Source organism: Vibrio fujianensis (genome assembly GCF_002749895.1).
GTDB classification, from domain to species: Bacteria; Pseudomonadota; Gammaproteobacteria; order Enterobacterales; family Vibrionaceae; genus Vibrio; species Vibrio fujianensis.
In genome coordinates this window covers 742,325-754,638 of sequence record NZ_NBUS01000054.1, presented here as the reverse complement: position 1 = coordinate 754,638, position 12,314 = coordinate 742,325, and the positions used below count along the sequence as shown (strand labels likewise).

Sequence of the window (12,314 nt, the reverse complement as noted above, 5' to 3'; positions counted from 1 at the left end):
CTACGGATGCGACCAGATCGCATCATTGTTGGCGAGTGTCGTGGCGCTGAGGCATTTGAAATGCTACAAGCCATGAACACAGGGCACGACGGGTCGATGTCTACACTGCACGCCAATACCCCACGAGATGCTTTAGCGCGGGTAGAGTCGATGGTGATGATGGCAACCAGCAATTTACCACTCGAAGCGATTCGTCGCACTATCGTCAGTGCTGTTGACCTCATTATCCAGATTAATCGGCTGCATGATGGTAGCCGAAAAGTCATGAGCATTACTGAGGTCATGGGGCTAGAGGGTTCAAGTGTCGTCTTAGAAGAGATTTTTCGTTTTCAACCCAACCTTCGTCAAAGTGAAGATGGCAAAGTAAACGGCAGTTTCATCACTTCAGGCTTAATGCAACGATCTGTTTTATATGAAAAAGCGCGTTTTTTCGGGTTAGAAGAGAACTTGGCCAAAGCCTTTCGTGAGGTGGGAGAGAAGCGAGCATGATAGCCATCTTGCTGATTTTGATTGGAGTGGTTTTGTTGTGGTTTGCAAAGCGCAAGCGCACTCGTGAACGTTATGATTACTTAGACCAGTTTAGCCGAACGGTTTATGTTGATTCTATGACCTCTGAGCAGCAAGCAATTGATATAAAATCGCTTTCTGATCGAACATGGACAGACAGAGCAACCCAAGGCTGGCGTAATCTGAATAAGCAACTTGGTAAACTTGCTGTCATAAAAGTAGTGAGTTATCTCTGCCTCTTGATTTTTTTAGGGATGGAGTTTAACCAACGTTTTGTTCGTGGTTCAGTGATGCTAGTTGTCGTAATTACAGTACTATCTGGGTTAGCGTTCGCTTATTTTTGGCTAAAAAAACGCGAAAAAAATCAGTTTGAAGAAAGTTTTCCAGATGCACTTAACATGCTTAGCAGTGCGGTTTCGGCAGGGGAAAGTATTACTCATGCCATTATGTATGTAGGGAACACACTCAACAATGAAGTCGGTAAAGAGTTTAAAATTATGGGCAAGCGATTACAGTTAGGCGAATCACCAGATGATGTGTTTCGTAAAGCTTGCTTACGGTTTCCTTATCCTTCGTTTCATTTTTTTGTCATTACTCTACGGGCTAATATGCAGCGCGGAGGACAATTAAAAGAAATTATTCTACGCTTAAATCGACTACTTTTTAATGCTCGCTCGATTGAAAAGAAAAAATATGCTCTGACTTCAGAAGCGCGTACTTCTGCAAAAATTGTTGCCGCGATTCCTTTCTTCTTCTTATTTATTTTGCAGTACCTGAGCCCAGAGAATTATGAGTTTGTCATGTTTGATCCCGGTGGCCGACCTATTCTCTATTATGTGTTGATCAGTGAGATGATTGGTATTGCCATTGTATGGGGGCTAATGAAAAGTGTTCGATAGTATTTTTTATTGGTTACATACTTCAATCGGTAGCCTGTTTTCAATTATCGCCATTATGATTGGTACCGTTTTGTTAATTGCCTCTTTACGTAGTGAGCGTAAGAAGCAGTTATGGCAAGACTTTCATTATCATGAGCAAAAGAAAGTTAAATCGACATGGGTTGATCAGCTCTCTCGTTTACTTAATAGTCTTTTCTCATCTGATAAGCAACAAGTCCAACAGAAATTTTTAGCCGCTGGATTTTATAATCCGAAACTTGCTACTTATTTTATGCCGATAAAATATACTCTGTTGTTATTGGGCTGTCTTGCTTGTTATGCCTTATCGCTACGTTTTCATTGGACTGGCCATAGTTTATTTATTAGCGTGGCAATTTGGTTAGTCATTAGTCTAATTTTACCCGATAGCTATTTAGCGATACGCGCCAAGCAATTGAGCTACAAAATTTCTGCTAAATTACCTTATTTATTAGACTTAATGGCGGTATGTGTTCAAACCGGGATGACGATTGAATCATCCATCAGTTATTTAGCGAAGGAGATGAAAGGGTTTGATAAAGATATTAGCTACTTGCTGGTAAAAACAGATGATCGCGCGCGTTTAGTTGGTTTAGAGCAAGCTCTTGATGAACTTTATCAACGAGTTCCCTCGAATGAAATGCGTAGCTTTGTGATGACATTAAAACAAAGTTTGCAGTATGGCAGTTCAATATACAGCGTACTAACGACGTTATCAGCTGATATTCGTGAGGTACAAATGCTACAAATTGAAGAAAAAATTGGCAAGTTAGCTGCGAAAATGTCGATCCCTTTGATTATTTTTATCATGGTACCTATTGTTATTTTAATCGCTGCTCCAGGGATAATGAGGATGATGGCTAATGCATAAAAAAATCGTGATGTTTCTTTTTGTCATCATACTTTCCGGTTGTGTTACGACGGCTGGAACTCAAGGTCAAGTAGTGAGTGGAAACTTAGATCTAACTTCTGTTGATCAAGAACAGATTTATACAAAAACATCGAATTATTCAGCCCTGATTGAGCTTTATAAAAGGCAATTGAAGCAGGGGGAAGAAAGTGAAACACGACTAAAGTTGGCTGAAGTCTATTTAAATTATCAAGATGCTGAATCGGCATTATTTACCTTGGCCCCTTTAATCAACCATAAATCGAATACAGGGCAAGTCTTTTATTTACAAGGACTAGCGTTATTTCGTTTAGGGAAAATAGAAGAGGCGAAACATTCTCTTCATCTCGCACGAGATAAAAGCCCAATGGATGCTAAGGTGATTAACCTACTCGCTATTATTTATGCTCAACAGGGTGATTTAGTACAGTCAAGGGCACTGTTTACTCAAGCTAGAGAATTAATGTTTGATGATATTACTATCAAAAATAATTTAGCGTTAATTGATATGTTAGAAGGCGATTATGATAGCGCTGCGGCTCGTTTATTACCTATATATATGAATGAACAAGCGGATGAGCAGGTGAAAGCAAACTTAGCTATTATTATGGCCAAAAAAGGTAGTTTAAACCATTTATTGGTTTTTTATGCTGACCAATATAGTCAAGATGAAATTGTTAAATTATATCAATCATTAAGAAGTTTAAATTTAGCCTCTAACATTAACTTTGCTGATCAGGCTGATGCTAAAATAGTTTTAGATAGTGATACCGTAGCACCTGATGAACTAAAAGCAAAAAAGACCAGTCCATCATCAGGAGAAAAATATGAACAATGATGCACGTTTCTCGCAAAAAGGGGTGGCAACAATCGAGTTTGTTGGCGGTTTTTTTGCCTTTTGGTTGATGTGTATGGCTTGGGTAGAAATGAGTTTTATGTCTTATATTTCTAGCTTGGGTGATCTTGCAATAGCTAAAGCAGCAAGAGAAGCTAAAAAAACAGATGGTATTAATTATGTCGCCGAATTTAATAAATTATTGAGTGAAGAAAATAGTTTGTGGCGCTATGTTGTTGATGCAAATAAATTTCAAGCAAAAGTGCAATTTGTTAAACATTTAGATGACTTACATTCTTATGAAACACGCTGTTTAGGGGAAACGGGAGATGCATTTAATTGCAATGACCCTAAAGATATGGCGATTGCGGTTTATCATATTAGTTATGACTACCAACCTATTTTAAATTTCTTTTTAAGTAGCGAAACACTTTTCGCCCGTGAAGCTATTGTGATTCAGGAATATCAACGTGAAACATTCGCGCAATAACCAACTTGGTAACTTTACCGTGGAATTTGCTATTATCGGAGTATTCTTTGCTCTGCTATTAGTGTTCAGTGCGGATATAGTCGTAAAGCTTGCCTATAAAGGAAAGTTAGATCGCATGTCTTATTCTGCGGTCAGTATTATTAAAGAAAGAACTGAATTGGCAGGCGCTGATAACTTTTCGGTGGGAGAAACAGAAGTTGATACTATTTACGATATTATTCGTCGCTCGTTACATCGAACGTCGGGAAGCTTTGATGATAAAAAATTTGGTTTTCAATTAGATATTGTTCGTAATGGGGTGGATGTTGTTTTGCCTTACCACCGAGGGATCGATTGTGAAAGTCAACATCCTGACTCGTCTCTCGATTTTGTCACAACGTTTGGTCGACATGCAACTTTATACCAAGTCACACTTTGTTATGACACCGAGAGTTGGTTTGGTGACTTAATTGGACAAGATTTTTCCCGAGTTTCTAGCCGATCGATAACGATGGGGAGATAACGATGAATCACAATCTTAATAAACAATCTGGTCATGCGGCAATTTTATTTGCTCTCTTTATTCCTGTTTTGTTTGGTGTATTTACATTAGGTACTGATGGTGCTCGTGCAATACAAGATAAAGCTCGATTACTTGAAGCGGTTGAAGTAGCCAGCCTTGCGGTTGCAGGGCAAGGTTCTGATGATAAAACGTTAGCCAAAAGCTATGTTCAGTATTATTTTCCATTAGCAAAAATAGAAGATAAAGATATTGAAATCCAAAAATTGAATTGTGAAGATAACCAAAACTGCCGTGATCAAGAACGACGATTTTTTGAATATCGTGTTACCGCAAGTATCACTCAACCCACTTGGTTTCCCGGCAATGAGGCTATTATTGGATTTGGTAAAAATTATCAAGTTCTTGATCAATCGATTACTAGAAAATATCATTCTGAAACAGTGGATGTTGTCTTAGTTGCTGATTTTTCAGCATCTATGTATGAGTTTTGGGATGGCGGTTCAAAAAGGAAGTTTCTTGATTTAAAAGATATTATATCTGATATATCAACCGAATTAGAAACATTTAATGGATATAATGTTAATTCAGAAAAACGTAATAAGTTGGCGGTTGTTGGGTTTGATTTTTATACCAGTAGAGTCGTAAATAATACTCGAACCTATTATGATCATTTAACTTGTTGGGTTTGGAATCGGCAGTGGGTTGAAGGGCGTTGTAAAAGTGATTATCCGGGGGATGATCACCGATATGTCAACGCTGAGGCAACAATAAGAGATGTTTTTAATTTAAATTCTAACGCTCATAACCCCGTTGCCGGTTCAATTACCAATATTTCTATATTTGAAGATGTTAATTTGACAGATAATATGAGTTTTATTAGAACAAAAATAAAATCTAATAGTTTTAATATTATGCGTTCTACAGGAAGTGGAACATCTTCATATGCAGGTATTATTCGAGGAGCACAAATGGCATTGGCTGGTAATAATCCTCGACGATTAATTATTTTATTGTCCGATGGGCAAGATAGTTATTGGCGAACAACTGATAAACTGATTAATCCGGCAAATCCAGGTTTTCCACCCAGCAGTCCTACCGCATTAGGTTTATGCAATAGAATATTAAATGAATTGAATAATCAAAAAACAGTAGAAGGTGATGATGTTACCGCTCGTATGGTGGCAGTTGGGTTTGACTATAATATTAATGCATTTCCACAAATGAGAAATTGTGTAGGACAGGAAAATGTTTTCTCCGCTGAGAATAGAAATGACATTAAAAATAAAATACTTGAATTAATTACCGAAGAGATTGGGCATTTAGCACGATGAAAAAATCAATATTATTATGGTTACCAGTTAATAGGCTTATATGCTCTTCTTACTTGAAGATACAGCGGTGTTGGCTGCGTTCATTTACCTCTTTAAATAAAGGACTTTTTATAATGAAAAGAACAGTAACGACCCTATTTATGCTGTTATTATTGACGGTCAGCCCTTGGGGTGTCTCCTCTACCAAGCAACCAACACAAAATGCGATGTATTATTATTGCAATAGTCTTGATATGGAGTTTGAGCAGCAAGTTCAAATTGGGCAAGGACGTCGAGTGTATCTAAATCAAGGTGCTTTTCCTCAGATTGAAGATCAAGCACGTTATTCTGCCAGTGTCGCCTTTGTTGCACAGCAGATGCACTCTGTTGGTATCGAAGAGATGTGTGTTGAATATCTACTCAATCATGCAGAGTCTTTGTCAACTCAAGACAGTGAATTTTTGGCCAGAGTCTATTTCTCTTTTGATCGGTCAGAATTGACGGATTCTTCACGCTATGTTTTAGCGCAAATAATAGAACGTCTACAGCATGATCAAACTCTTAAGGTAGAAGGACATACGGATAATATTGGTAGTGATGAGTACAACTTTTCGCTCGGTTTACGTCGAGCCCAATCAGTGGCAGATTACTTGCAACAACAATCTGAGCAATCGATGACGATTGATACCATCTCTTATGGTGAGAAAAGGCCGCTGATTAGTAATGATACAGCGCAACAGCGCGCTAAAAATCGTCGGGTAGATATTCACTAATATCCGTTATCGCCAAGCAATCTAGAGTTGCAGGTAGGTGGCGACTCAGTGAACAATACATTGCTATAGCAAAAGGCCCACAGAGGCTCGATATGTTTGTCGTGGATGGATGTTGTCCACACATTGCTTGAAGTCACAAGGGGTAAGCTTTCTGTTTGCCACGCACACTAACTCTCTCGTAGTGCGTGGCTTTTTTATGATTCTTATTTTACCTTCAAAAAATTCGAATAACTTAACCAACTTGCTCCGGTGTGATCGCAATAGAGCATACCTATAATGGTGAATAAGCCAGCAGACTTGGGTATGAGGTGAATGATGGGTCAGTTAGTTGAAGGGCAGTGGCATGAGGGATGGTATGATACTAAAACCAATGGTGGAAATTTTGTCCGGGAAGAGGCTGGGTTCCGTGATTGGATCGAAAATAAACCGGGTGCGAGATTTACACCAGAATCTGGTCGTTATCACCTTTACGTTTCTTTAGCCTGCCCTTGGGCGCATCGAACCTTAATTTTCCGCCAGTTGAAACAACTTAAAGAGCATATCGATATTACGATTGTTTGCCCTGATATGCTCAGCCAAGGGTGGAAATTTGGTATTCCAGAACCTTTATTTGGCTATAGTAAACTGCATCAACTCTATACTCAGGCTAAGGCTGATTATACAGGCCGTGTTACGGTGCCAGTTCTGTGGGATAAAAAGACTCAGACAATTGTGAGCAATGAGTCTGCAGATATTATTCGTATGTTTAACTCGGCGTTTAACTCATTAACTGGCAATGATATCGACTATTACCCATTGGCATTGCGCGAAGTTATTGATGAGTGGAACACTTTTATTTATCCCAATATTAATAATGGTGTTTATCGTTGCGGGTTCGCAACCACTCAAGAAGCTTATGAAGAGGCGTATGAATCGTTGTTCGCAGCACTGGATAAAGTCGACCACCATTTAGCGACCCATCGTTATTTGGCTGGGCCAGTTTTGACAGAAGCGGATTGGCGACTCTTTACCACCTTGATTCGCTTTGATGCGGTGTATGTGGGCCATTTTAAGTGTAATCAAAAGCGTGTTGCCGATTATCAGCATCTAAATGGCTATTTGAAAGAGCTTTACCAAATGCCAGGAATTAAAGAGACGACAGATTTTTATCATATCAAACGGCATTACTATTTTAGTCATAATATGATTAATCCAACCCAAGTTGTACCGGTTGGGCCTGATTTAGATTTAGAATCTAATCATGGGCGAGGTGATTTAAATTAATAAAAAGCCCTTGATCAAAATCGAGGGCTTTAATTTTACTCTATGTTGTTCAGTAACGAAGGATTATTTCTGATCCTGAGCCGCTTGAATCGCTGTTAGTGCGATGGTGTAGACAATATCATCCACCAAAGCACCACGAGATAAGTCGTTGACCGGTTTGCGCATGCCTTGCAGCATTGGGCCGATAGAGACAAGATCTGCTGAACGTTGTACCGCTTTATAAGTGGTATTACCGGTATTTAAATCAGGGAACACAAACACAGTTGCTTTACCAGCAACAGGAGAGTTTGGTGCTTTAGACGCTGCTACGTTCTCCATAATTGCGGCATCGTATTGCAGTGGGCCATCGATAATCAGATCGGGTCGTTTTTCTTGTGCAATACGTGTTGCTTCACGCACTTTATCAACGTCGGCACCTTTACCGGAGGTTCCTGTAGAGTAAGAGATCATTGCTACGCGTGGGTCAATACCAAATGCAGCTGCTGAATCAGCTGATTGAATCGCAATTTCTGCTAACTGTTCTGCGGTTGGATCTGGGTTGATCGCACAGTCACCATAGACTAGAACTTGATCCGGCAGGAGCATGAAGAAAACAGAAGAAACGATAGACGCATTAGGCGCAGTTTTAATGATTTGGAAAGGCGGTACGATGGTGTTGGCCGTAGTATGAACCGCACCAGAAACCAAGCCATCCACTTCATCTGCTTCCAGCATCATGGTACCGAGGAAAACGGAGTCTTCGAGTTTTTCACGCGCTACGACTTCAGTCATGCCTTTTGCACCACGAAGCTCGACTAAGCGTGCCACATAGTTTTCACGTACCGCATCGGCATCAATGATTTCAACGCCAGCGCCCAATTCAACACCTTGTAGTGCAGCAACGCGTTTGATTTCATCGGGATTACCTAGCAACACACAGCGAGCGATTCCACGTTCTGCACAAATAGCGGCGGCTTTTACAGTACGAGGTTCATCACCTTCAGGTAGTACAATGCGTTTGTTAGCACGACGAGCAAATTCAGTTAACTGGTAACGGAATGCAGGTGGGCTGAGGCGTCGAGTGGCTTGTGTGCCTTCTGTCAACGTATCAATCCATGGGCCATCAATATGGCTTGCCACATGTTCACTGACAAATTCGATGCGTTCTTTATCATCAGCAGGAACTTCAAGGCTAAAACTTTGGAGGTTTAGCGAGGTTTGCCAAGTGTTGCCTTGAGCTTTAAAAATCGGTAAGCCAGTATCAAACGCAGGTTTACATAGGTTAACGATTTCATTAGGCATATCGTAACCACCAGTTAGCAGCACGGCACCAATTTCTACACCATTCATCGCAGCAAGGGCGGCAGCGACGATCACGTCAGGACGGTCAGCGGAAGTAACAAGCAGTGAACCCGGTTTAAAATGCTCGATCATATGTGGGATAGAGCGGGCACAGAAGGTTATACTCTTAATACGACGGGTATTAATATCGCCTTCATTGATCACTTCTGCGTTCAGGTGTTTAGCCATATCAATGGCTCGAGTTGCAATTAAATCAACATTCCAAGGCACGCAGCCTAACACGCGAATCGGACTGCTGTTAAAAATCTGCATCACTTCAAGATTGGCTTGTTTAGCGCTATCTGCATCATCAAAGATTTCAGATAAATCAGGACGCGTACGCCCTGCATCATCGACAGGGGCGTTTAATTTATTGATCAACACACCTGAGATATTTTTATTTTTAGTGCCACCAAAGTTTGAGCAAGCAACTTCAATACGTTCTTTGAGTTGGGTTGGGTTATCCGTTCCAGGCGTTGCAACAAACACAATTTCAGCGCCAAGAGTTTTGGCAATTTCTGCGTTAACTTGGTTGGCAAAAGGGTGTTTGCGCGTAGGTACTAACCCTTCAATTAAAGTGACATCAGAGTCAACGATAATTTGGTTATAACGTTCTACGACAGTTTCTAGTAGAACATCCATTTTTTCACCACCAATCAATGCTTCTGCGGCAGACATTGGCATTGGTTCACCAATTTTCATGTCGCTATTATGACTGATGATGGTAGAGGTGAGGTCAGGCTGATCGCCACCGCTACGAGGTTGTGAAATTGGCTTATAAAAAGAAACACTTACACCTTTGCGCTCCATTGCACGCAGGAGCCCCATGCTGACACTGGTTAAACCAACACCAGCACTGATAGGGACAAGCATAATAGTACGGGACATTCGTAAAGTACCTCAACACTATTGATTGCAATCTAAAGAGAATTAGATTGAAAAGAACAAAGCCTAAGGCCGTATTCCATTAAGAATAGGTCTTAAGCCCCAAAGAAATCTGGCTAACCGCGAAGTTAGCCAGACAATAAATTAGAGACCAGCGAGGCGAGCTGTATCTTCTGCGATTACCAACTCTTCATTGGTCGAAATCACCATTGCAGGAATGCGGCTGTTAGCCGTCGTGATCACACCTTCTCCACCAAAACGAGCTTTAAGGTTTGCTTCACTGTCGACTTCAATGCCAAAAATAGCAAGACGGTTTAATACCATTTCACGAATAGGTGCTGAGTTTTCACCGATACCACCGGTAAATACGATAGCGTCTAAACGGCCATCAAGGCTTGCCGTATAACCAGCGACATATTTTGCTAGGCGGTGGCAGAAAACATCCATCGCACGAGTCGCTTCTTCTTTTTGGCCGTAGTTATCTTCCACAAATCGGCAGTCAGAAGTGACTTGAGTTAAACCAAGCAGCCCAGACTCTTTGGTCAACATGGTGTTAATTTGTTCGACAGAATAACCGAGTGCATCATGTAGGTGGAAAATAATGGCTGGGTCAATCTCACCACAACGAGTGCCCATGACTAAACCTTCTAGTGGGGTTAAGCCCATTGAGGTATCAACGGATTGGCCATTCTTAATTGCACAGACAGAAGCGCCATTGCCTAAGTGACAGTTGATGATATTTAATTCATTAACCGGTTTGCCCAAGCGTTCAGCTGCTTCACGAGCAATAAAGAGATGAGATGTTCCGTGCATACCGTAGCGACGAATACCATGCTCTTTGTATAGATGGTACGGCAGCGCATACAAATAGGCTTGTTCTGGCATTGTTTGGTGGAATGCAGTATCGAATACAGCAACATTTTTCAGATTCGGGAATGCTTTTTTGGCGGCTTTAATACCAACAATATGCGCTGGGTTATGCAGCGGTGCGAAGGTTGCAGCGTCTTCAATGCCTTTGATTACTGCATCGTCAATTAGCGCTGATTGAGTAAATTGTTCACCACCATGCACAACACGGTGACCAATAGCTGCAAGGTTTTCAGCTAGTTCTGGTTTAGAAGCAAGAATGGTATCTACCATAAATGCAAGCGCTTCTTCGTGGGCTGCACCATTTCCAAGTTGTGCTTCATGTTTACCATCAAGTTTCCACTTAATGCGTGCTTCAGGAAGGTGTAGACATTCTGCAAGACCGGAGAGATGCTCTGTACCGTTTTCTGCATCAACAACCGCGAACTTTAAAGAAGAACTACCGCAGTTTAAAACTAAAACTAGCTTAGACATGTATAACTACCTGTAATGATCGGTTAGGATAAAATTCAATCACAAGAATAGCCGAACTCGATGAAAGTGAGAACTAATCTTGGTCAATAAAACAGCGAATATCCCTATTAAAAAGGAGAGACAAAAGGGCCTCATCCATGTTGCTTTCCGTGCTTTTTTCCTCTCACAGTTGCCTAAATTGTAAATAAGGGCAACAATGAGATTGAGAGTTCGCAAAGGATAGCGATAATGACTCAATATAACAAAAAAAATTTGAAGCGATACTAGTTTTAGTCAATTTTTTACGTCTTTCGTTGAATTGTTCAACTATTTTTTAGTAAGGGTCGGCGGTAGTTAGTGTCGTAAAACAGTGAGGGCAATGAGTATGAGTAACAAAGCTGGCATTATTCATAGTTTACGAGATGGCCAAAAGTACATGGATACTTGGCCGATACGCAAAGAGCTGAACCTACTGTTTCCTGAAACTCGTATTATTAAGGCGACTCGATTTGGTATTAAAGTGATGCCAGCTATCGCCGCGATTAGCGTGTTAACCCAAATGAGCTTTCAGAATATGCAAGCCATGCCACAAACGGTGGTGATGGCATTGTTTGCTATCAGCCTGCCATTGCAGGGGATTTGGTGGTTAGGTAGTCGAGCGAATACTCAATTACCTCCTTCGTTAGCAGGATGGTATCGGGAGTTACATCAAAAAATCATTGAAACTGGGTTTGCACTTGAACCGGTGAAGTCAAAGCCACGTTATAAAGAGTTAGCCTTAGTTTTGAATCGCGCGTTTCGTCAGCTCGACAAAACTGTGTTAGAACGCTGGTTCTGATGAATGCCAATTGTTGTATATTACGCCCCTGATCATGTTGCGCGCCTTCTTCTATCATTCTCCGATGCTCAAGAAGGCCGTGGACTATTTTTCAATCGCTAGCTCATTCCCATCGCCGAGTTATTTTTATTATCTCAAATTCTACTTTTCTTACGCTAACGTCGCGATTGGCGAGTATGGCTAGCACGGCAACCAATATAAGTTAACGTGCTAATGTTTCTCGGTAGTGATGAAAGTGAGTAACAATAGTGGCCACATCGGTAAAAGTTCGAATTTCGCGAAAGAGATCCGCAGCTTCTGGATAAGCGTGGCGTAGGTAGGCAAACCACTGTTTGACTCGATTAGGGTAATATTTTCGTTTATCTCCACGAACTTCATAATCGGAGTACTTGAGCAAGAGATCAAGCACTTGATGCCAAGCCATCGGTGGATGATTATACTTAATCATATTGCCCAGGTTTGGAA

The 12,314-nt window shown here is 40.9% G+C and carries 12 protein-coding genes and 1 pseudogene; 10 read left to right on the top strand and 3 right to left on the bottom strand.

Going from position 1 to position 12,314, the window contains the following annotated elements; translation table 11 throughout:
• The 9 genes from B7C60_RS19870 to B7C60_RS16550 all read left to right on the top strand — a co-directional run.
• Window positions 1-489: CpaF/VirB11 family protein (locus B7C60_RS19870; protein ID WP_245869629.1), on the top strand; the 489-nt coding region annotated here is incomplete at its 5' end.
• Window positions 486-1,406, top strand: coding sequence for a type II secretion system F family protein (locus B7C60_RS16585; protein WP_099612594.1), 921 nt, complete (start codon window positions 486-488; stop codon window positions 1,404-1,406). The genes B7C60_RS19870 and B7C60_RS16585, both read left to right, overlap by 4 nt.
• Complete coding sequence (locus B7C60_RS16580) at window positions 1,396-2,295, top strand: type II secretion system F family protein (RefSeq protein ID WP_245869628.1); 900 nt, start codon at window positions 1,396-1,398, stop codon at window positions 2,293-2,295. Before B7C60_RS16585 ends, B7C60_RS16580 begins: the two co-directional genes overlap by 11 nt.
• The gene (locus tag B7C60_RS16575; RefSeq protein WP_099612593.1) at window positions 2,288-3,151 is read left to right on the top strand and encodes a tetratricopeptide repeat protein; all 864 of its coding nucleotides are present in this window, start codon (window positions 2,288-2,290) and stop codon (window positions 3,149-3,151) included. Before B7C60_RS16580 ends, B7C60_RS16575 begins: the two co-directional genes overlap by 8 nt.
• Window positions 3,141-3,638 carry a TadE family protein gene (locus B7C60_RS16570; protein WP_099612592.1) on the top strand — a complete coding sequence of 166 codons (498 nt, stop codon included), beginning with the start codon at window positions 3,141-3,143 and terminating at the stop codon, window positions 3,636-3,638. Before B7C60_RS16575 ends, B7C60_RS16570 begins: the two co-directional genes overlap by 11 nt.
• The gene (gene tadF / locus B7C60_RS16565; protein ID WP_157928716.1) at window positions 3,619-4,140 is read left to right on the top strand and encodes a tight adherence pilus pseudopilin TadF; all 522 of its coding nucleotides are present in this window, start codon (window positions 3,619-3,621) and stop codon (window positions 4,138-4,140) included. Before B7C60_RS16570 ends, tadF begins: the two co-directional genes overlap by 20 nt.
• A gap of 2 nt (window positions 4,141-4,142) precedes the next feature.
• Entirely contained in the window at window positions 4,143-5,471 is a 1,329-nt protein-coding gene (locus tag B7C60_RS16560; RefSeq protein WP_099612590.1) for a TadE/TadG family type IV pilus assembly protein, read from the top strand.
• A gap of 113 nt (window positions 5,472-5,584) precedes the next feature.
• Window positions 5,585-6,223, top strand: coding sequence for an OmpA family protein (locus tag B7C60_RS16555; RefSeq protein ID WP_157928715.1), 639 nt, complete (start codon window positions 5,585-5,587; stop codon window positions 6,221-6,223).
• A 315-nt stretch (window positions 6,224-6,538) separates the two neighbouring features.
• Window positions 6,539-7,486: a glutathione S-transferase family protein gene (locus tag B7C60_RS16550; RefSeq protein WP_099612588.1), complete on the top strand. Its 948-nt coding sequence runs from the start codon at window positions 6,539-6,541 to the stop codon at window positions 7,484-7,486.
• Window positions 7,487-7,549: 63 nt separating this feature from the next.
• Here B7C60_RS16550 and pta read toward each other — a convergent pair whose 3' ends face one another.
• Together pta and B7C60_RS16540 are read right to left on the bottom strand one after the other, a co-directional pair.
• Window positions 7,550-9,694, bottom strand: a complete 2,145-nt coding sequence (pta, locus tag B7C60_RS16545) for a phosphate acetyltransferase (RefSeq protein ID WP_099612587.1) — start codon at window positions 9,692-9,694, stop codon at window positions 7,550-7,552.
• Window positions 9,695-9,835: 141 nt separating this feature from the next.
• Window positions 9,836-11,032, bottom strand: coding sequence for an acetate kinase (locus B7C60_RS16540; protein ID WP_099612586.1), 1,197 nt, complete (start codon window positions 11,030-11,032; stop codon window positions 9,836-9,838).
• 364 nt (window positions 11,033-11,396) lie between these two features.
• Between B7C60_RS16540 and yfbV the strand changes: the two genes are divergently transcribed.
• Entirely contained in the window at window positions 11,397-11,849 is a 453-nt protein-coding gene (yfbV, locus tag B7C60_RS16535) for a terminus macrodomain insulation protein YfbV (RefSeq protein WP_099612585.1), read from the top strand.
• Window positions 11,850-12,051: 202 nt separating this feature from the next.
• Here yfbV and B7C60_RS19865 read toward each other — a convergent pair.
• Window positions 12,052-12,314, bottom strand: a pseudogene (locus B7C60_RS19865) (tRNA dihydrouridine(16) synthase DusC); the annotation flags it as partial.